The following is a 22,324-nucleotide window of genomic DNA, read 5'->3' as shown; positions in this document are numbered from 1 at the left end:
GCGTAAACTAGTATAGGTGTACAAGAAGGAGGCTTTGATTTGAAAGACCTTTATGAGCGTTTAAGGGAGCTGAGCGAGGGTGAGGCTAGAAGCCTTCTAAATGACATTCTAAAGCTGACTGTACCGTTTACTGAACAAGGAAATGGGGAGCAGAAGGCTCTGGCTGACTCCATTGTACAAATGTATGAAAAAAGCGTGCAGCACTCACATTCCTTGCGAGTTGAAGCTGATCAGCGCAAAAGCATGGTTCATCTCGTATGCAGCATGTCGGATGCAGGATCTTTGAAAGTAGCCCTAAGCAATTTAGGAAAACATGCAGACAATGAGGTATTGTCGTTTAATGATTGCTTTTCAGTAGGTCCAATTAAGAATATTGATCGTGTGGAAGGACAGCGGGCACGAGAATTTTGGCAAATGGAGAAGCTGTCTGGTTTTATGTTTAATCACCACATGAATCGTGAGCATCAGATTCAGAGAATGATCGAGAAAATAACAGCCATAGCTGAGCATAAAACGATCATCATCTGGTGTGCCGATAACGCGCACGATCAGGTAGGACTACGTTTCATCATGCATTTGCTAAAGAATCGTACCAATAGCGTACATATGATGAATGTTTCTGAGCTTTTTCGGCTTAACGCGGCAAGCATGCAGACTAACCTGCCTCACTATGCGCAAGGGCTGCTAGAGAGGGATGTTTACTTAAATATCGTAAACGGATATGAGCAAGCAGAGAAAATAGTAGATAGTGAGAGACGACGCTATGAAGCAGAGTGGTTGGAGCTGTCTCAGGAAGAGTGTACACTGCGTTTATGGGAAGATGACAAGATTAAGCATGCTGCTGAAGAAGAGCTTGATAGAAGGCTTATAGCTATTATTGATAAGCTTGCAATCGAAAGCGAGGATGGTTTTGTAAAGGCAGGAGCTGTTATTGGAGAATTACAGGACCATTATTTCCTGCTAATCGACTTTCGTTTCACTGAATATCGGCTGTGGACGCTAATTAGCGATGGCTGCTTGGCGTTTAGAGGACTGCCGGGTGCGATGCATCAATATTCCGTGCGAAACAACAAAGGGAGGACAATTTGATGAAGCCGTTATTTGGGAAGGATTCTGCTATACCAGATAAGAAAAAGATCGTTTTTTTAGGAGACAGCATTACGGATGAGGGTACGTTTATTGCTTACATGGATGCTTATTTCCTGCAGCATATGCCAGCCAATCAAATGACACTCATTAACCTTGGCGTAAGCAGCGAGACAGCATCTGGCTTAAGCGAACCGGAGCATCCTTTTCCTCGTCCCTGCGTGCATGATCGGCTTGGCAAGGCTCTAGCGGAAAGCAAACCGGACTGGGTCGTTGTATGTTATGGGATGAATGACGGCATCTATTATCCTTATTCTTCTGATAGATTCGAAGCGTATCAACAGGGTCTATTACGGGTTGTTACTCAGATTAAGGCTGCGGGAGCCAAAGCAATTCTTATGACGCCGCCTCCATTTGATGCTGCATCGTTTACCGGCGGCAGCTTGCTTCCTTCGGGGCAACCAGCATACAGCTATTCTCAACCTTTTGCTGACTATGAGGATGTATTGAAGCGATACGCAGACTGGGTGCTGACTTTGGATGATGTCGCAGATGCGCTCGTTTCTATCCATGATCCAATGCTTCGCATGTGGGAGCATAAGCGTAAGGAGACTCACAATTATATAACGGGGGACGGTATTCATCCGAATGCAGAGGGGCACTGGCTGATCGCCGCGGCTCTGCTTCGCGTGTTGTTTAATATATCACTGGAGCAAATGCCCGAATATGTGCTCCAACCAGACTCTTCATCGCTATTCTCAGCTGTACAGCAGCGCCATCGATTGCTTAGCTCGGCATGGAAGGAGCATGTCGGACATACGAACCCGAATAAAGCGGAAGCGCTGCCGCTGGAGCTGGCATTGAAGGAGGGCGAAGCGCTTAAAAATCTTATTCTCTCCTTGGCTGATCGTCCAGAGAACATAAATAATAGCCGTACTTCAAGCTGGAAGGGCTATGAGCGTATCGATTTTATGCTGGAGGGAAGAGAAGGACTAATCGTTTTTCCTAAAACATTTGCCGAAGGCAGGCCTTGGATATGGCGCACTGAGTTTTTTGACGCGTTCTCCTATGCCGATATGGCTTTGCTCGAGCAGGGCTGGGCAATTGCTTATTATCGACTAAGCGACATGTATGGATGCCCGGGTGCGGTAGAGCGGATGCGAACGTTCCAAACCTACGTGACAAAAGCTTATGAGCTCGCTCCAAAAACGGTGCTTTTTGGCTTCAGCCGCGGCGGGTTATATGCGTTTAACTATGCAGCCAAGTACCCAGACCAAGTGAAGCAGCTATACTTGGATGCCCCTGTACTCGATATGCGCAGCTGGCCGGGCGGGAAAGGCGTGGCTGCAGGTGGAGCGGCTGAGTGGGAGGAGTGTCTGGCTGTGTACGGCGAGCTGGAAGAAACGGAATCGTCACTTAAGGGCTGCTCTCCTCTGGACAGAGTAGAAGAGCTGGCAGCAGGCGGTATTCCCGTTTTGATCGTTGCAGGAGATGCTGATATTCCGCTGCCTATAGAAGAGAACACGCTGCCATTCGAGAAACGTTACCGGGAGCTTGGCGGGACCATTAAAGTCATTGTGAAGCCGGGAGTCGGTCATCACCCGCATAGCTTGGAGCAGCCAGAGCCGATTTTATCTTTTATTCAGCAATATTCCGAGTGAAAGAATGATAGCCATAAAGAACGGATGATGGGAAATGGACGAAAATGACAGTCTTCATCTTTGGAAAGTGGAGCTAACGGACATCAGAGCCGTTAGTTGCTTGGTATCTCCATTTTTATTGAGCTAACGGACATCGGAGCCGATATTAGCGTGGAGATTCCATTTTTATTGAGCTAACGGACATCAGAGCCGATATTAGCGTGGAGATTCCATTTTTATTGAGCTAACGAACATCAGAGCCGATATTAGCGTGGAGATTCCAATTTTTATATTGAGCTAACGGACATCGGAGCCGATATTAGCGTGGAGATTCCATTTTTATTGAGCTAACGAACATCAGAGCCGATATTAGCGTGGAGATTCCAATTTTTATATTGAGCTAACGGACATCAGAGCCGATATTAGCGTGGAATCTCCATTTATAAAGAGCTAACGGACAACGGAGTCGTTATTTGCTTTGGAAACCCTATTTTTAACGATCTAACGGACATCAGAGCCGTTATTTGCTCGGAATCTCCATTTTTAAGGAGCTAACGGACATACAGTCTCTTATTTGGCTTCAAGAGCAATGATTATCCTTCAATTTGGATAAATAACGCATCTGATGTCCGTTAGAATTGGAAATGGGCTTAAAATCAGTAAATAGCGGAATGTATGTCCGTAATAATATGCTCCCCAAATAGTAGACAGGTGAAGTAATAAAAAACCTATTGCTATGAGTGGAGCATTTTCATGTCTAAATCCTTTAGAGAAACTAACCATTATCGAAGAAATCGAAAGTGGTGAACTTGGCCCTATAGCCGCTGCCTTCAACAGTCCCATAGAATCCTTCTGGGGAACCCTGAAGTGTGAAAAATATAATTTGCAAACATACCGATCTTTTGATGAGCTTGAACAGGACATTGAAGCCTACATTCACTTTTACAATTACGAACGATTTCAGGCAAAACTAAACGGCCTCAGTCCAATGGAGTGTAGGACTAAGGCCGTTTAATGGTTTTTATTATTTGTACTGTCTACTTGACGGGGGGAAGTTCACTTTTATTGTTATTCCTCAGGAACGATATAGGACATTTCAAGTCGTACAGGCTTATCTTTATTTAATAAAAAAGTGAGAAGCGTACTGCCAGACTTGAACAGAACCCTTACTCGGCCATTGTCGAGCTTTTCCTTGGTGGATACCGTTTTGGCGGCTAATAATCTGCTGTACGTTTGTTCCATGACAACTGGATTCCATGTCGTCAGTTGACTTACAAAAAAAGCTTCTGGATTGTCTTCATCGACCTCCAGTACAAAGGACATTTGCATTGCGCTGAACGTCAGCGTTTGCGGCAGTATTGGATCGAGTGCTAAGTCGGGATCAACAAATACAGGGTCTTCGCTTTTCGTTGTATCCTTCTCTGTGTTCGCCGCCGTTTCCTTGGTGCTGCCTAGTGCAGCAGGTAGAGCAGTGGAGCCGCCAGCAGCCATTGTCTTTGTCTGAATGCTTTGCGGTGTTGCTGTTGGCATTGCGGCTGAATTACTGCTGCTTTCCGGCGTCGCCGAAGGTACTATCGCTGCTTGGTCTGTCGCTTTCGGTTCAGGTGATGAAGAATCTGCTGAGGCATCAGCTTCGTCGGTCGTTATAGGTTCTGAAGGTTCGTCTACAATGATTTCTTCAGTAAGCTCTTCCTCAGGAACAGTTACAGGAGCATCAGGAACACCCAACGTTTCTTGCAGCTTTACGAGCGACAGATTCATGAAGCCTTCAGCGTACAAGCTGCCGTCTCTGAAAAAACCTTTGTAGAGAGGCGCGCCGTCCATATCGTACAGTGCTCCTATGCCTTCATATTTGTTATTGACGAATTTGCCGTCATAGACAATACCGCCTGAGGCATTAAACATTTGTCCGCTGCCATTCTGCTGTCCGCTGGCGAACGACCCTGTATAAACAACGGAGCCTGTCTCATTAAATAAGCTGCCAACCCCGTGATAGCTGCCGAGCAGAAAGGCGCCGTCATATTTTACGAAGCCTGAAGGGTAATATTGTTTTCCCGGGCCTGACAGCTTGCCAGCAAGGAAGCTGCCATCGAATAATAAAACGCCATTATTGTCGAACTGCTTGYCTGTACCCTCATAAACACCATTATTAAATTGGCCTTCATAAATCAGCTTGCCTGATTCATTGTAAAGTTTGCCATCGCCGCTGTATGAACCTTTCAGAAAGGCGCCAGCATAGATGATCCCGCCGCCAGCATCATATGCTGTACCAGCTCCATCGTACGCTCCGGCTACAAACTCGCCCACATATTGAGGTTTTCCCCCTGGATAAAATAAAGTTCCAGCACCCGCATATTGATCGTCAGCAAACTGTCCGCGGTAGAGAAGCTCGCCCTCTTCATTAAACAACTCGCCTGAGCCCGCCATCATTCCTTTAGCGAAATCTCCTTGGTAACGAAGCTTGCCGTTTGGATAATATAGCTTCCCTGGACCGCTGTATTGACCATCGACCAGTTCTCCTTTAAACAGCAGATTACCTTCCGCGTCAAGGACGGATGCAGCTCCTGTGAAGCTGCCATTCGCAGCAGCAGCTGCTTCCAGCTGAGTCGTTCGTCCGAACCATTTGTTAATGAAGGCTGGCGGGCTTACAAATCCAAAATAAACGATGATCAGAGTAATGACGAGAACAAGTGCGATAAGCTTCTTCGCTATGTAGTAGCTCCCGATGCGCAAATAATTGTTGAGCGATCGAAGCGGGCCAAAAATAGCAGTGACCAGCCATTTGCGGAGCACGGCAAGCATACGCTTTGGCAGCGTTTTCGCCCGTTTAAGAGGCGCAATAATTTTTCGCTTAATGGGCTTGATTATGGGATTTAGAATTTGCGCTATCATATCATGGTACCTGTATCGTCATCTGTCCCGGATTCACGAACTGAATGACGCCTCCCCAGTTGCACATGCATTTGGACGAATTGTTTAAAGCGGGCAGGTTCGCAACTAACACGGTTGGCGAGCCGGGCACCCATGGAGCGGCTGTAACGGGAATACAGGGCTGAGGGGTAAGTACGCCTAAGGCAGCAGCAGTTGCGGCTGCGACCATCGGATTGGCCAGCGAATTACAAACTCCAAAGGGCAGTATATTAACCATCGGTTTATTATCCATAATGTTCGCGATCGGCATAGCCGTCAAAACGCGATTGGCAGGCAACACATTAAACGTGCCGGGAGCTGCTCCAAAAGAGCATTGCATGGTAGCTCCTCCGCATATAAGTTGTCCCATATAATTCCTTCCTGAGAGTAGGCCTTACTTAATGCCTCTCCTGTTTTTTTGCTATATTCTACTATTTTAATAGTACTATAAGCCCTAAAAGCCATCAACATAAACCTACTAAAATAGCTAACATTCGATGAATTCTTACAACAATGCTGATGCTAAATGACTAAACATGTAGTAATATGGAAATAGAAATATTTTGAAAAATGAAAGCGATGGTGCACATGCGAAGGTCCACTATGGGTATGACTCTTCTGAGTATAATAGCAATTTGCCTCGGCTTCTGGCTTTATCCAAACTTAAATCACTTTCAAACCCCTCCGTATAAAACAGAGAAACCCCTCACTTATTTATCCAAGGCATCGGCAGGGCCGGATGGAAGCATGATCGTTATCGGAGATTCACGTCAAGAGATTATACGAATCGGCAGCAAAGGATCTATTGAAGAGGTCATTCGGCAGGATGATGCGACCATAAGACATGATTTTACAGATATAGCGGTGGCGGCTGACGGCACAATCTATGTTCTTGATACGATTTTGGACGGATATGGGCTTTATGTACGCGAAGAAAGAATTGTTCGCTACGCGATAGGCGATACAAAAGGAACGGTCCTGTTTACGTTCGAGGGAAGCGGTACCAACAAACGGGTAGGGCTGATCAAAGGTCTTCAAGTTGTAAAGGAAGATATTTATTTTTACATTAACGAAGAGACGAACGTACAATTAAATCGGTTATCTGCTGCGGGCGGCAAGGCAGAGGAGCTGCTAACATTTAAATTGCCTGCAGATCGTTACTTATCAGAAATCGTAGGTTATGCGCCGGATCAAATCTATTACTCTACAAAGCGCGGCGCTATTTTCAGAGTGAATGCAGGCGGCGAAAGCGAGCTGTCCTATCCGCTGGAAGGCATGGATCGCACTCGCAAAAACTTCCCTGAAGGACTGCTTCTGCACGAGAATGGAAAATTATATTTTATTGATCGCCTAGTAAATGCAGTTACGAGTATGAATGCGAAGGATTCCAGCAATTTAAGAACGGTCATAGATGAAGCATCGTTAAAAACAAAAGCTCCGCGTGCGGAAAGCCTTGATATTATGGATTTGACAATGAATGCAACAGGTCAGATGGAGCTTGCTTTAGGTGACAGCATCGTCAGCATGGATGAGGCTGGCAGCCATACGAGTGTCCTTACGAAGCTAACTTATGATCGCGGTTCGGTGGCACAGGGCTGGATGACGTGGCTGGCAGCTGCCGTATTGCTCGTTATTTTAGTTATGATAATCAGACTGTTCTATGTACATGTGCTTAATCGCAGAATTTCATTGTTTTTCAAACAAGTTTTTGCAATTGTACCGATATTGATAATAGCGATGATTATGTTATCCAATTTTATTTATGATAGTTTCTCCAGCAAAATGGAAGATGAGATGCAGAAGCAGCTGTCTTTGCTTGCGCGCAATGGTCAAAATATGATTAACGGCGATCAACTGAATCGATTGACTTCGCCAAACGATTATATGAGCAAGGATTATGAATCGATTCGGAGCAAAATGAACTTCTTGTTCGAAAGCGAGGATCCTGCAAATCGCAAAGGTCTGTACAGCACATTATACAGATATGAAAATGGTGAAATCTTCATCATTATGGATGATGATGACGGCGTTAATATGTACAAGCCTTTTCCTAAGAACGAGCTGAACCGGCTTGTGGTTGAGAAGGGCGAGGTTGTAACGGACCGATGGGAAGATGCTACAGGCAAATGGCTATATGCGATTGGACCAATCTATGATTCTACTAACAAAATTGTAGGCGTTTATGAAACAGGCCGGGATTTGAATGTATTGTATCAATCCAACCAAACTATTTACAAAAGCATCATGCGAAACATTGGGCTTATAAGCTTAGTATTAATCGTTCTCGTACTCGCTGTAACGTATTATCTGCTCTCGTCGCTGCGCAAGCTTCGCAAAAGCGTAATGGAGATGGCAAATGGCAACTGGGATGTGAAGGTGAACATACGATCACAGGATGAGGTCGGCGATTTGGGAGAGCAGTTCAATCGTATGGCGCTTCATATTCGAACGTACATAAAGGACATTACTTCGTTCAGCGAAGCTTCGCATCGCTTTGTGCCGCAGCAGATTTTTAAATATTTAGGCAAAAAGGGAATTACCGATATTCACCTTGGAGATCAGGTTCAGCAAAATATGACGGTTATGGTCGCGAATATTCGCTCATTCCATCATTTATCGAAGCAGCTGACTCCAAAGCAAAATTTTGATTTTATGAACACCTTTCTAAAACGGTTTAGTCCCTTCGTTCGGACAGAGGAAGGACTAATAAGCAAATATTTGGGCGCAGGCTTTATGGCTCTGTTCCCTTCACGAAATGAAGATGCGCTGCGCGCGGCTGTTGCGATACGCAGAGAGCTCGTTTCCTATAATGAAAGCTTGAAGGCTTCCGGCTTTGCTCCAGTTGATCTAGGCATGGCCATTCATAAAGGGCCGCTTATGCTTGGGATCGTGGGTGAAGAGCAGCGGATGGAAGGCAATGTTATCTCCGATGACGTGAATATTACAGCAACATTAGAACGAATGTCCGATACGATGGGCGCATCAATACTTGTCACTCGTACGTTCTATGAGCAGCTGCGTTCACCTGAACGCTTCCGCTTCCGTCTGCTTGGTCGTGTACGTATTGACGGCAAAGATGATCCGATTGAGCTTATTGACGTATATGAGGGAGATTCAGATACAGAGCGCGCTTTAAAGGATCGTACAAAGCCGCTGTTTGAGAAGGGGATTATGCTTTGCCAAGAGGGGCGTTTCTTCGATGCGAGAGAAACCTTTATAGAAGTGATCAAAATTAATCGTTTCGACAAAGCGGCAAAGCTATATTTTTACCTATGTGATGAGTATTACCAGAAGGGATCAACTGAGGGCTGGAATGGCACACTCGCCGTTTAAAAATTGAAGTTAGGAGGAAGGTCGAATGCTTGTTGGACAGTTTCGGATTAGTCGCATCTCCACAATAGATGAGGCGGAAAAAGTCGTCGCATTTTTATTATCAGGCTTTTCATTTGATGATACTCGTTACACGCCAGGCGAGCTGACGCATTTCCGAGAGCTTCCATTTCGCGCGGTAAATAATGAAATTTATTTCTGGTATGCCGAGGATGAGGATGGAAATGTCATAGGCATAAATTGCATCGCTGAAAATGAGCAAAAAACCGGAGGTTTCAATTGGGACTACATGGTTGTTCATCATGATTATCGCAAAGTAGGCGTTGCGGCGCTGCTGATGGAGCAGATGTATGACTTTTTGGGAGAAGTAAACGCCAGATATCTAGTAACCTATACTTGCGATCTGCCAGAGTACAACCGCATTCGTCAATTGTTTGAGAGCAGCGGCTTTGCACTGGTTGGTAGATGTCCAGATTATTACTACGAAGGGGAAGACCGCTTAATCTATCATCGAAAGCTGGTTTAAAAAGATATGACTAAAGATACCATATTGCGCGCAATCGGTGCCCGTCCAGAGGATCAGCGAAAGCTGCTTATGATGGCACCTGTTTTTTTTATTTGCGGCATATCTGAAATGCTTAATTACAATGGCTTTATGACGTTGTTCAATCAGCGGTTCGGAAGTGAATACCTTCCGTATGTATATGCGGCGGAGGCTATCATATTGCCGCTAGAGGCGTGGCTCTTGTCCTGGCTTGCTGTTAGGCTGCCAAAGCCGAAGCTGATGCGCGTCTTATATGGAATAATGTTAGGCATCGTTGCCGTAAATGCATTGGTGCTGCTAGTATTGCAGAGCTTCGATCTAGAGCTGAGAGGATATTATCCCGTCTTGTTCATAGCGTCCAGCTTTGTCGTAAGGCAGCAGACCCTATTGCTTTGGAGCTTGGCGGTTGATTTGTGCTCGACGCAGCAAGCGAAGCGTCTCATGCCCGTGTTCGTTGGCTCTGCAACGCTTGGCGGAGTAGCGGCAGGTTTGCTTGCACAGCTTTTAAGCCTGTTTTTTGGACCCGAGGTTATTTATGCCGCTTCCGGTTTGCTGCTTCTGGCTGCATTGCCGAATTACCGTAAAGTGATCACCCGTTATTTGGTGCCATTGTCGATCAAAATCGAAGCAAATGCTCTGGAAGAGGAACCGGTGTCAACGGGAGCGGTGTTTAAGCACGCGCTTCGATCTCCTTTTTTGCTAACCGTTATTTTGCTCATGACACTGATGCCAGCTCTTTATTTTCTAATGGAATATGAGTTTCTGAACGTAACAAAAATGTCATTCCCAAGCGAACAGGCTTTTAGCCGGTTTTTTGGGATGATTACGATGGTGTTGTTTGTTCTTGCCTTTTTGCTGCAAACCGTCTCAGGCAAGCTGATGGCACGCCTTGGTGCAAGCCAAATGCTTACGGCTATATCAGGCGTTTATGTTCTCGCCTTTGCCGGCGCTTTATTTTTTGTTGGCGGTCCAGCGGCGCTTCCAATGATTTCGATCGGCTACATGCTGTTATATTTGCTGCTTTATTATTCAGCCGAGCCTTCCTATCAGCTGTTCTTCAAGACGCTTCCGCTTGCGCAGCGTGACAGCTACAGATATGCAGCGCAAGGAATTGCGGCTACGGCGGGCATTTTGATCGGCGCTGGCTTGCAGTTTTTGCATTCAGGCTTTGGGGTATCCTGGACAGCCTTGTCGTTTGTAGGATTTGCAGGCGCTGTGCTGCTGTTTGTGCTTGCTTGGTTCGGCAGAAGATTCTATATGCGCGAGCTTGTAGGCAGCATACAGACCATTGGCGAGCAGGATTTAGCGGAGCAGTTCGATGAATTTAGTCGAAACGAAGCTGCAATGGCAGAGTTCAGGGCCATGTTAAAGCAGCCGATAGATTCTGCGAAAGAAATTGCCTTGCAAATTATCGGCAGGCAACAAAATCCGAATGATGTTGCCGATTTGCTGGCGCAGATTGATGATCCGAATCCACGCATTCGCGTTGCTGCCGTTAGAGCGATGAATCTCGAGCGTGCAGACCTGCATGCAATGGTGAAGGTAGCAGCATTTCTTGAGGATCAGGACGATGAGATGCGTGCCGAAGGAGTAAGACAGATTGGCAGAATGAAGCATATGGAGCATCAGGCTTTTTATTTCCTGCGGCAAAAGCTGCTTGATCGGCATCCGAGCGTCGTTGCAGAGGCAGTCAAAGCGATGTATTCCTTTAACAATGCGGCAAGTATCGAGGCTTGCGCGGAAGTGATCGATCGTATTCTTGATGCGGGAGGCGAATCCTCGGTTTATATTTGCCGAGTTATCGCGGAGCTTGAGCTGTATTCGTTTGTGCCGAAGGTTGAGAAGCTTGTTGATGATGCGCATCCAGCGGCAAGGGTTGCAGCAATTGCATGTTTGGGAAGGCTTAAGGTTACTTCTATTATTCCCATTCTGCTGGAGAGTCTCCCGCTTATGGACCAAGAAATGTTCCGCACGACGACAGAAAGCTTTATTCAGATGGGCGATGGAGCGATCGAGCTGCTGACTGTCAGCTTGAATGGCGCGCCGCCGAAGCGATGGACAGCTGTGATGATTGCGCTCTCGGCACTTCTGCCAGACGAGCAGGTGCGTTCTAAGCTAACGGATGAAGCGCTAAATCGTTTAAGTGAGCTTGAGGCAGCGTCAGGTTATTCCTTGTCGCTTAAGCAGCTAGGGAAGACGGAGCTTGCAGAGCTTGCTTTGCTGCGCTGGCGAGAGGTTCGCGACTTTATTTTTACAGGTGTATGGGCGGTGCTGACCAAGCTTGCGGATGAGCAGGTTGTTGACGCGATCAGAAGGGCAGCTGCTGATGAAGATGAAGAAATTCGCAGCAATGCTTGGGAAGTGCTCGCGGAGGGCATGGGTGAGCGCAGATTATCGCAGTTTCTGCTGACCGTTCTAGAACGCGGCGAAGCTGGAAGAGAAGTAACTGCCGATGAGGAAGCGATTGTCCTATTGGAGGCAGCACTAAACGGAAATGATGATTGGTGGCGGGAGATCGCTGCAGCGGCGTTAGTGGAGGAGGGGGAACAAATGTCCAAAGACCAGCAGATGATGAGCCGTTTAAACAAAGTAGTCTTTTTAAGGCAGGTTCCCTATTTCGCTGATTTATCGCTTGAGGAGCTAGGCTTAATCGCTAATATTGCCGAAGAGTATGTATGCCCGGATGGAGAGAACCTGCTGCAAAGAGGAGAGCCTAACCCCGCGATGTATGTCATCGTTGACGGCAATATCGAGCTTACGAGCATTTCCGCAGCAGGCTGGGAAGGAACGATCGGCGTACTCGGTGCAGGGGATGTGTGCGGCGTAACTTCAGCGCTCGACAGCACCTCATCTACAGTAACGGCGCAATCCTTGCTTGGCGATGTGAGAGTGCTGAAGCTGCTGGGCGAGAATGTGTCAAGGCTCATTCGTTTGTACCCGGAAATAGGAATCGGGCTGCTCCGAGCGTCGTTCGCACGCATTCGATTGCTGGAAGAAATGATGATGCGAATTGATTCGTAGCAATAAAGCAAGCTTAGCGGTTGCAACGGTACTTCAGATTGCATATAATATAGATTATTATTTCATATTCGAAGTAAAGCGATGATGGAGAAGAGTAAGCAGTACTTTCGCACAGGAAGAAGACGCCGTAGACTGAGAGCGTTTTTGTGAAAATAGGCTGCCCAAGTTCACTCCTGAGCAGACACCTGAAACGCCATGATATACGGCGCGTGTAGGGAAGGTCCGGTTCCCGCCGTTATGGGGCTAAGGGATTGTCATTCAGCGCCTCTAGGCGACGTTAGCCACACTTGGTTATGCGTACAGGCTGATGCTCAATCCGAATTAGGGTGGTACCACGGTTCTTTCGTCCCTTTAGGGAGAGAGGGCCTTTTTTTGTGTAAATATAACAATTTATAAGTTTATTAGCTTATAAAGAGCTTATATTTTACCGCGAAACGTTAGCTAGGCCTCCTAAGGATGGCTTTAGCCGTTACGCTTGCATGATTTAGGGATGATGATATGGAGGCGAAGAAAAATGAAGGAAAGATTGGAAGGACTGCGCGTTGAAGCATTGCAGGAGCTTCAGCATGTGGATACACCACAGCAGCTAAATGATTTGCGCGTTAAATATTTAGGTAAAAAAGGCGCTTTGACTGAAATTTTGCGCGGCATGGGTGGACTAAGCGCTGAAGAACGTCCAGTAATTGGTCAAGTAGCGAATGATGTTCGAGCAGCTATTGAAACGGTTATCGATGAGAAGCAGGATGCATTCCAGCAAGCTGAGACGAACAATAGACTCCTTGCAGAGACGCTGGATGTTACGCTGCCAGGCAAGCAATTGCCTACCGGCGCAGTGCATCCTTTAAACAAGGTTGCCCAAGAAATTGAAGATATTTTTATCGGTCTTGGCTATACAATTGCCGAGGGTCCAGAGGTTGAAGAGGATTATTACAACTTCGAGGCATTGAACTTGCCTAAGAACCATCCAGCCCGCGACATGCAGGATTCGTTCTATATTACGGATGATATCTTGATGCGTACGCAGACCTCCCCGGTTCAGATTCGTACAATGAAAGCAATGAAGGGCCAAACGCCTGTTAAGGTCATTTGTCCGGGCAAAGTTTACCGCCGCGATGATGACGATGCGACACATTCATTCCAGTTCAATCAAATCGAAGGTCTTGTCATCGGCAAAAATATTAGGATGAGCGATTTGAAAGGAGCATTGCTGCAATTCGTTCAGCAAATGTTCGGCTCACAAGCGCAAATTAGACTTCGTCCAAGCTTCTTCCCATTCACGGAGCCAAGTGCTGAGGTTGACGTTACTTGCGTTCAGTGTGGTGGCAAAGGCTGCCGCATGTGCAAGCATACGGGCTGGCTTGAAATTCTTGGCTGCGGCATGGTGCATCCACGCGTTCTTGAAATGGGCGGTTACGATCCGGAAGAGGTCAGCGGCTTTGCATTCGGCATGGGCATTGAGCGTATCGCGTTGTTGAAATACGGCATTGACGATATTCGTCATTTCTATACGAACGATCTGAGGTTCTTAAGCCAATTCGCAAGAATGTAGCAATGAGAGAAGGGAAGAAAAGAGATGAATGTATCCTATAAATGGTTAAATGAATATATCGATTTGTCCGGCTTCACAGGACAGGAGCTTGCGGAGAAAATGACGCGCGGCGGCATTGAAATCGACGTTGTGGAATCCCGCAATAAAGGCGTGACCGGCGTCGTAGTTGGTTATGTGAAATCGAAGGAAAAGCACCCGGATGCGGATAAGCTGAACGTGTGTAAGGTTGACGTTGGCACTGGCGAAGAGCTGCAAATCGTTTGCGGAGCCAAAAATGTCGATGCAGGCCAGCTTGTTCCGGTTGCGGTAATCGGTGCTGTACTGCCTGGCGATTTCAAAATTAAGCGTGCAAAGCTTCGCGGCGTTGAATCCCAAGGGATGATTTGCTCGGCGAAGGAGCTTGGCTTGAATGAAAAGCTTCTGCCAAAAGAACAGCAGGAAGGCATTCTTGTTCTTCCAGCTACAACGAAGATCGGTGCGCCAATTGGCGATGTGCTTGGCATTAACGATGAGGTGCTCGAGCTTGATTTGACGCCAAACCGTTCAGACTGCCTCAGCATGATTGGCGTTGCTTATGAGATTGGAGCTTTAACTGGCCGTGAAGTTCGTCTGCCAAAGGCTGTTATAAATCATACAACCGTACGTGCGGATAGCCTTGCAACGGTCAGCATTAGTGCACCTGAGCATTGCTCACATTATTCGGCTCGTTATATTAAAGGCGTAAAAATCGGTGAGTCCCCATTGTGGCTGCAAAACCGATTGATCGCTGCCGGCGTTCGTCCAATCAACAACGTTGTTGACGTTACAAACTTTGTTATGCTTGAATACGGCCAACCACTTCATGCTTTTGATGCAGATCGTTTGCCTGGCGGCCGCATTGATGTTCGCCTTGCAAAAGCTGGCGAAACGCTTGTTACCTTGGATGATCAAGAGCGCAAGCTAGAGCCGCATATGCTCGTTATTACTGATGGCGAGCAGCCAATTGCCCTTGCAGGCGTAATGGGTGGAGCAAGCACCGAAGTTACAGGCGAAACGGTCAACATTTTGCTAGAATCAGCAAAATTTGATGGCGGCACCGTGCGCAAAACGTCACGTCAACTAGGACTTCGCTCGGAATCAAGCATTCGCTTTGAGAAAGAAGTAGATCCGGCGAGAGTTATTCCTGCGCTCGATCGTGCTGCTTCCCTTATCGCAGAGCTTGCTGAAGGTTTAGTTGCTGAAGGTATTGTAGAAGTGCATGCAGGTGAAGTGAAACCAGCCAAAGTGTCCGTTTCATTGGATAAAATTAATGGCTATCTGGGTACAGAGTTGTCCAGACTTGAAGTTCAGACGATATTTGGTCGTTTGCACTTTGAATATGAGCTGTCAGGCGACAATGTATTTACTGTAAATGTTCCTACACGCCGTGGTGACATTACGCGTGCAGTAGATCTAATCGAGGAAGTAGCTCGTTTGCACGGCTATGATGAAATTCCTACTACGCTTATTCACGGCGATGTTGTGCCAGGTTCGCTAACGAAGCCGCAAGCTATTCGCCGCGAGCTGCGCAAGCGCCTGTCAGATGCAGGTTTGCATGAGGTTGTCAGCTATTCCTTCACGGGACCTGAGCGGACGAAGTTATTCCCTGCACTGGCGGAGCATACGAATCCAATTCGCCTAGCCATGCCTATGAGCGAGGATCGCAGTGTACTTCGTACGACGCTTATCGCACAGCTTTTGGAGACTGCGGCTTATAACCGCAATCGCAAAAATGAATCCGCAGCGATCTTTGAGATCGGCAGCGTATTCCATACCGATGAAGAGCAATTGACTCGCCTGCCTCATGAGAAGCATCGTTTTGCAGCTCTTCTGACTGGCAATCGTTCAGAAGCGGAGTGGAATACAAAAGCGGCTCAAGTTGATTTCTATGATGCAAAGGGCATTTTGGAAACGGTATTTGCCGTACTTGGCTTAACAGCCAGCGTATCATTCGAAGCGGCACAGCCTGAGCATTTCCATCCAGGAAGAACGGCTGCTGTTCTTCTTCACACGCCTAAAGGCAATGAAGTAATTGGTTATGTTGGCCAACTGCACCCTGCTCTTCAACTTGAGGAGGATCTAGCTGATACGTACGTGCTGGAAATTGGACTTGACCTCATCTATGAGCAAGCAGATGCGGCAATCGAATATAAAGTATTGCCCCGCTACCCGGCTATGCAGCGTGATATTGCAGTAGTCGTGGATCAAGAGGTTGCTGCTGCCAAGCTAACTGGCGTGGCATGGGACATTGCAAGCGAACTGCTTGAGTCTGTACGCGTCTTTGACGTATATACAGGAGAGAAGCTGGGAGCTGGCAAGAAGAGCGTGGCTATATCGCTTGTTTACCGTCATGGCGAGCGTACATTGACGGATGAAGAGGTAACAGAGCTGCATGGCAAGGTTGTTTTACAATTAGAACAATCTTTTGCAGCAGAATTACGCAAGTAGGCAGGAAACCTTCAAAGCCGCATCGAAATAGTTCCTAGTGAGCTATTGATGCGGCTTTTTTCCTTGTAAATATAAGGAATGATTGGTTTTTTCATAACGGTCATGTATTTATATTTGCTAGAGAAACGAAAGCAGTTCCTCTCTGGACGGCAACGGTTGAGAACGTAAACAACGTATGCCCCTGAAGGATGATGTCAGCCGTTTAAGCTAGCTCTACTTGTATATTAGGAGGATTCGCCTTAATGGATGCTGAACAAACGGTAGTTACGGTTGATATATATGGAATTCAATATAAGTTAAAGGGCCATACCAACGTAGAATATATGAAAAGGGTTGCAGCGGCGATTGACGAGAGCATGAAGAAGCTGGCGAAGGGGTATCCGCGTCTTGATATGCCGAAGCTGGCTGTCCTCTCTGCTGTGCAAATAACAGAGGAAGTATTTCGATTGCGCCGCGACAATACAAGACTCCTGGAGGAAGAAGCGAAGCTTAATCTCCTGATCAGAGAGCTGGAGCAAATGAGCGAGCAAGCGGTCTCGCTTAAAGCTGAGCTTGCTGAGACGAAGCGTATGGCAAGCGAGCAATTGCAAAAGGCTAAAGCGGCGGCAGAAGCAGAGCTGAACGAAATGCTGGCGCTTGCCGCAGAGCAAGCTTCAGCTCAGCAAGCGGCAGCAGCCGAGGCAATGAAGGTGCAAGAGGAGACGATCATCCGTCTTACACAAGAAAATGTGGAACGGATTACAGCGCTCAGAACGAAAAAGGATGAGCAATTTGCACAGCTCCAAGCTCGGAAGGATTCAGAGCTGAATGAATTAAAGCGTGTGATGGAAACGAAAATAGAAGAGCTTAGCAGCAAGAAGGCTGCTGAGCTTGCAGAACTTGCAAATCTGAAGGAAACAGAACTTGCAGAGCTTGCAAGTCAGAAGGAATTAGAACTGGCAGAGCTTGCAAGTCTGAAGGAAACAGAACTTGCAGAACTTGCAAGTCTGAGGGAATTAGAGCTTGCAGAACTTGCAAATCAGAAGGAATTAGAGCTGGCAGAGCTTGCAAGTCAGAAGGAAGCAGAGCAAGCAGAGTTTGCCATGCTGAGAAAACAAAAGGATGCAGAACTGGCTGAATTGCGATTGTCCAAGGAAAATCAGCAGCTTGAATTGGAGCTGGAGAAGGAAGAACTGCGATTGGAGCTTGAACAAGTGAAGGCAGATGAACTGGCTTCACTTAGACAAGAAAAAGAAGCCCAATTAAATGCTTTAGCCTCGGAGCAAGAAACACTGCTTACAGCATTAAAGGCAGAGAAAGAGGCGCAGCTGACTGAGCTTGAAGGAAGCTGGCAGAGTAAATGGGATGAGCGAGAACTCAGCTGGTTAGCCCATGCAGAAACCTCGCAGCTAGAAATTGCCCGCCAGAGTGAAGAGCGTGAGCAGGCTTGGAAGGCAGAAGCCGTTAAAGCGGAACAAGCTTTTCGTGCTGATCTTGAGYGGCGTAGAAACGGCTGGCTGGAGGAGCGAGGCAAGCTGCAAACCCAAATTGCTGAGCTTCAAGAAGGCTGGAAGAAGGACAAGGAATTATTTGAAAATCGTATAAATTCAGCAGATGAGCAGCTCGTTCAGGCAATGGAGCAGGAGGAATCCTTCCGCACATCATATGCTCAGCTGGAACAGGAGCTCCGTGAAAAAGAAAACGAATGGGAGCTGCTGCAAAGCGAGCTGAATGAAACACGCAGCAAGATCGAGGAGTTGCAGGAACAGAGCAGCCAGTCCATAGCACAAATCCAAGAGCTGGAACAGAAGCTTGTTCATGAACGCAGTCATGTTTCCGCTGCGGATAAGCGGGCAACAGATTTGCAAACGCGATTGAAAGAAGCAGCGGAACGTGAGCAGCAGCAGGAACAGAAGCAGCTTGAGCTTGAAGAGGAGTTATTAAAGCTGCAGCTTGAGCTGGAAGAGCAAGAATTGATGAGTCAGAAGCAGACAGAAGAGCATAACAACCTGCTTCGGATTGAGCTTGAAAATCAGAAGGAATTGCTGGAAGAAGAGCATGAGCAGAAACTGCAAAAGCTTGAGGATGAGAAGCGTGAGCTTGCTAGGACGCTGCGCGAGGAGCATGAAGGACAGCTGCGAATAGTCGAAGCCGACAATGACGAGCTGTTTAAGCAAATGACCGCAGAAAGCAATGAACGCTATGAGCAGTTGGCAGAAGAGAAGGATGCTAGGTACAAGGAGCTCGCAGCAAGCCATGAGGAACTGAATAAGAAGCTTGCTAGACAATATGAAGAGCAGCTGCAGCAGCAAGCAGAGCAACATGAAGAGCAGCTTCTAGAGCAGGCACTGCTATATGAGGAGCAAAGTAAACAGCTTGTCCTTGAATACGAGGAGCGGAGCAAGCAAAAAGCAGCTGAGCATGAAGCAAATAATAGAACAATGGCTTCGCTTCATGAAGAACAGCTGCTAGAGCAGGCTGTGCAGTACGAGGAGCAAAATAAGCAGCTGGCTCATGATTATAATGAGCAGGCAAAGCAAAAGGCAGCCGAGTATGAAGCTAGGCAGAATGAACTCGTTCAGAAATACGAAGAGAAGCTGCTTGAGCAAGCGATTCAATTTGAAGATGCTCAGAAGCAGCTGACAAATGATTTTGAAGCCAAGTCCAAAGCAGCGGCTATCGAGCAGGCCGCTATTGCGGAGCAGCTCGTTGACCAGTATGAAGAGCGCTATAATGAGCTTGCTGCCAAGCAGGATGAGGTTCGCAAGCAGATAGTGAATGAACGTGAAGCTCGCTTGCAGCAACTGGCAGCAGAGCATGACGAGCAATTGAAGCAGCTATCTGCGGATCAAGAGGAGCTGCTGCTGCTTCAGCAGCACGATTACGAGACTGCGACCCAGAAGCTGCAAGCGCAGCTGGACAAAATTGAGCAAATTGCGGCTTCTGCGGCAAACGGAGAACAGGTCTATAAGGCTAATTTGGAGAAACTGCAAATTAGAGAACAAGAGCTAACGGAGCAGTTGGAATGGACAGCAGCTCGAGAGCGCATTGCAGCTCAGCAGCTAGAAGCGGCTTCTGCCCGTGAACGTGAGCTCAGTGAGCGATTGCAGGCACAGCAGCAATATGCGGAACAGGTGGCTGCTGAGGTGAAGCAGTATGAGCTTGAGAAGAAGTCGCGTGAATCAGCGGAAGAGGAGCTGAGAGAGCGGCTAGAGCGAGCAATGCAGGAAGCAGCTGCCGCATCCGATTTGAAGGAAGAGCTGAGCGAGCATACGTCTAAGCTTGCAACAGAAAGAGATGAAGCAGCTCGTCAGGCTGCGCGATTAGCCAGTGAGCGTGATGAGGCGGCAAGCGCACTTGAGTCACTTGTCTATGAACGCGATGAAGCAGCTCGTTCTGCAGAGAGGCTAGCTGAGGATCACGCTGATCTGCAGGAGCAGCATCATAAGCTGAAAAATGAATATTCGAAGCTGCAAACCGAATACAACGAATGGATCGAGCTCATCGAGCACAGCTGATCCAGCGATAAGAACCAAGAAACCGCAGAAACAAACAAAGGCTATTGCCGACGTTTGTTTCTGCGGTTTCTTTTTAGAGATTAACCATAAGATACGATTGTGCCAGTTGGACCGCCGGCGGACAAGCTTGCTAGACGAATCAAGTCCGGTGTAACGATTGCAGGATCTTTGCCGGTCGCGTGCATTTCTGTACGAAGCATGCCGGGATTATAGAGGTTTGCAAGAATACCATGCTCATACTCCTCATCGGCTAAGGTGCGTGTCAACGACTCTAATCCTGCCTTGGCTGCGCTATATGCTGCATAGCCGCCTGCGCCGTTCCATGACAGGCCGGAGGTAATATTAATAATTCGTCCATATTTTGCTCTGCGCATAGTTGGTAAAACAGCCTTAGTCAGCAGAAATGGTCCTGTCAGATTGATCGCAATTTGATTTTGCCATTCTTCTGAGGTTAGTTCGAGCACACTACCTGATTCAAGAACAGCAGCATTGTTCAAAATAATATCGATATGCCCAAATTGCTGGACGACTGCTGAAATGGTGTCTTGGACTTGCTGCTCATCGGAGACATCTGTTTGCAGCACTAATGCATCTTTTCCCGTCTTTGCCTTTACAATCGAAGCAGTTTCCTCAAGCTTCGCAAGTCTTCTCCCAAGCAGCACAACATCTGCGCCTTCTGCTGCAAACGAGATTGAAGCTGCACGTCCAAGCCCCGTACCAGCTCCACTAACAATGGCGACTCGATTTTGTAAAATTCCCATCACCATTTCTCCTTTCGCTTTGCATATTGTTAATATTTTATCAGAGGGGACAAGGAGGGGAAAGAGGAAGGTCATCAAATTTTCTTACTCGATTGTTAAATAAAAATGATATATGCGATAAAAGAAAAATATATGTAGTTTGGCTGCGTGAATAGAGAAAAAAATGATATGATCCCCCAAATGCTCACTGCTTAGGTAAAAAATAAATATAACGGAAGTTTATCCTGCTTTAGCCTCTCTTCTCAGAGTAAAATAGAACAGGAAACAACAAAAAAACAGCAGAGCAGATTCATTCCATCCAGCTCGGCTGTTTTTAAGTTTTATTTATTTTCAGAAACGTTTATTCTACGACTAAAACAGCTTTCATTTCTCTATGCCCTGCTCCGCATGGAACGGAACAAATCATTTGATAACTTCCTGGCTCACTAATGTTTACAGCGATCGTGTCGCCATTTGAAAGCTTGTAGTCGGTTTTTTGGATCTGAACGCCATGAATGCCGTCAACCGAATCAAGCTTGAGATTAACCGTCTCGCCGGCTTTGATTTTATATTCCTTTTTGTCAAATTTCCAGTTAGATGCTGTCATGACAAGGTCAGATGAAGAAGCTCCGCTATCTGCTACTGTTGTATTTGTTTCTTTATTTTCGGGTTTGGCTGTGTTTGTGCCGCATGCAGCAATGACAACGACTAAACACATTGCGCTTGCAAATAATAACCATTTTTTCATTCGTAAAGCGTCCCCTTTCGATTATCCAATGTAATAGGAATGTTTTGGATTGTATCTATTGTACCTTAACTAGCTTTCAATTGCAGTGACGGTGTGATGACAAACTCATGAATTTCTTGTGAAATGATTAGGGGAAACGCGAAAATTTGGCAGTACGCAGCAATCAGCCCTTGACCGCCATTAAGGCAATCAAGGGCTGGTCTCACATAAAGCCTGCATTAATCGCGATCGCGTCTGCCTGCTTCATAGGGAGTGCTGACCGGAATGAACAGGTCGATGATCCCGATAACAAGAGCAGCTAAGATGGCGCCAAGCAAGGTTACAGTTACGCCGCCTACGATAAACTGAGCAATCCAGATAACAGCTGCGCTTGCGATGAAGCCGACGATTCCTCGGCCAAAGGGTGTAACCCGCTTGCCGAATATGCCTTCAATTACCCAGCCTAGTGCAGCAATGACAAGCGCTAAGAAAAAGGCGCTCCAAAATCCGCCTACGCTAAATTGTGGAACGATAAACCCAACAAGCATTAATACCAGCGCGGCTACGATAAACCGGACGACATGTCCCAAAAAAGACATTTTATAACCCTCCTTAAGTTTAACAAATGGAAAACAAAACTGGAGCTGTTTTGGTACTTGTGTAGCTTATAGTCGCCCACGTTCGCAGTTCTTTGTTATTTCCTTCCGTACAGTATTGCTAAAGTTGCGTCGTTAGACGGCTCGTTCGTTTATATTGTGACCAATTGAGCATCATTTATGTATGAAACAACGGTTCAGTTCGTGCATCAAAGTCG

General features: G+C 46.8%; 14 protein-coding genes. 9 read left to right on the top strand and 5 right to left on the bottom strand.

Going from position 1 to position 22,324, the window contains the following annotated elements:
* The first annotated feature begins 39 nt into the window (after positions 1–39).
* From AC1DPK_RS03650 to AC1DPK_RS03640, 3 genes are all read left to right on the top strand, one after another.
* Entirely contained in the window at positions 40–1,089 is a 1,050-nt protein-coding gene (locus AC1DPK_RS03650) for a DUF1835 domain-containing protein (protein ID WP_477509360.1), read from the top strand.
* Positions 1,089–2,747 (top strand): SGNH/GDSL hydrolase family protein, encoded by a 1,659-nt coding sequence (locus AC1DPK_RS03645; protein WP_477509359.1) that lies wholly within the window; start codon positions 1,089–1,091, stop codon positions 2,745–2,747. The genes AC1DPK_RS03650 and AC1DPK_RS03645 overlap by 1 nt, the downstream gene beginning before the upstream one ends.
* A 715-nt stretch (positions 2,748–3,462) precedes the next feature.
* Complete coding sequence (locus AC1DPK_RS03640; protein WP_477509358.1) at positions 3,463–3,741, top strand: IS3 family transposase; 279 nt, start codon at positions 3,463–3,465, stop codon at positions 3,739–3,741.
* Positions 3,742–3,794: 53 nt separating this feature from the next.
* Here AC1DPK_RS03640 and AC1DPK_RS03635 read toward each other — a convergent pair whose 3' ends face one another.
* Both AC1DPK_RS03635 and AC1DPK_RS03630 read right to left on the bottom strand, forming a co-directional pair.
* On the bottom strand, positions 3,795–5,618 hold the full coding sequence (locus AC1DPK_RS03635; RefSeq protein WP_477509357.1) for an MORN repeat-containing protein: 1,824 nt from the start codon (positions 5,616–5,618) through the stop codon (positions 3,795–3,797).
* A gap of 1 nt (position 5,619) precedes the next feature.
* Complete coding sequence (locus AC1DPK_RS03630; protein WP_441879030.1) at positions 5,620–6,006, bottom strand: DUF4280 domain-containing protein; 387 nt, start codon at positions 6,004–6,006, stop codon at positions 5,620–5,622.
* Positions 6,007–6,239: 233 nt separating this feature from the next.
* Between AC1DPK_RS03630 and AC1DPK_RS03625 the strand changes: the two genes are divergently transcribed.
* The 6 genes from AC1DPK_RS03625 to AC1DPK_RS03600 all read left to right on the top strand — a co-directional run bounded on the left by AC1DPK_RS03625 (position 6,240) and on the right by AC1DPK_RS03600 (position 20,043).
* Positions 6,240–8,969, top strand: coding sequence for an adenylate/guanylate cyclase domain-containing protein (locus tag AC1DPK_RS03625; protein WP_477509356.1), 2,730 nt, complete (start codon positions 6,240–6,242; stop codon positions 8,967–8,969).
* A 25-nt stretch (positions 8,970–8,994) separates the two neighbouring features.
* Positions 8,995–9,492 (top strand): GNAT family N-acetyltransferase, encoded by a 498-nt coding sequence (locus tag AC1DPK_RS03620; protein WP_477509355.1) that lies wholly within the window; start codon positions 8,995–8,997, stop codon positions 9,490–9,492.
* 6 nt (positions 9,493–9,498) lie between these two features.
* Positions 9,499–12,531 (top strand): cyclic nucleotide-binding domain-containing protein, encoded by a 3,033-nt coding sequence (locus tag AC1DPK_RS03615; protein ID WP_477509354.1) that lies wholly within the window; start codon positions 9,499–9,501, stop codon positions 12,529–12,531.
* 514 nt (positions 12,532–13,045) lie between these two features.
* On the top strand, positions 13,046–14,080 hold the full coding sequence (gene pheS / locus AC1DPK_RS03610) for a phenylalanine--tRNA ligase subunit alpha (protein ID WP_477509353.1): 1,035 nt from the start codon (positions 13,046–13,048) through the stop codon (positions 14,078–14,080).
* Between the two features lie 24 nt (positions 14,081–14,104).
* A complete protein-coding gene (gene pheT / locus AC1DPK_RS03605; protein ID WP_441879021.1) occupies positions 14,105–16,546 on the top strand; it encodes a phenylalanine--tRNA ligase subunit beta in 2,442 nt (813 codons plus the stop codon).
* A gap of 242 nt (positions 16,547–16,788) precedes the next feature.
* On the top strand, positions 16,789–20,043 hold the full coding sequence (locus tag AC1DPK_RS03600) for a hypothetical protein (protein ID WP_477509352.1): 3,255 nt from the start codon (positions 16,789–16,791) through the stop codon (positions 20,041–20,043).
* A gap of 80 nt (positions 20,044–20,123) precedes the next feature.
* Here the strand turns inward: AC1DPK_RS03600 and AC1DPK_RS03595 are convergent, their stop codons facing one another.
* The 3 genes from AC1DPK_RS03595 to AC1DPK_RS03585 form a co-directional block, all read right to left on the bottom strand.
* On the bottom strand, positions 20,124–20,804 hold the full coding sequence (locus AC1DPK_RS03595; protein ID WP_339207694.1) for an SDR family NAD(P)-dependent oxidoreductase: 681 nt from the start codon (positions 20,802–20,804) through the stop codon (positions 20,124–20,126).
* Between the two features lie 340 nt (positions 20,805–21,144).
* Positions 21,145–21,531, bottom strand: a complete 387-nt coding sequence (locus AC1DPK_RS03590; protein WP_339207695.1) for a cytochrome C oxidase subunit II — start codon at positions 21,529–21,531, stop codon at positions 21,145–21,147.
* Between the two features lie 218 nt (positions 21,532–21,749).
* On the bottom strand, positions 21,750–22,109 hold the full coding sequence (locus AC1DPK_RS03585) for a phage holin family protein (RefSeq protein WP_076267892.1): 360 nt from the start codon (positions 22,107–22,109) through the stop codon (positions 21,750–21,752).
* Between the last annotated feature and the right edge of the window lie 215 nt (positions 22,110–22,324).

It is taken from the genome of Paenibacillus sp. 01T424 (assembly GCF_056398745.1).
Note: the sequence above shows the minus strand (reverse complement) of the source record. Positions and strands in the feature narration are given on the sequence as shown.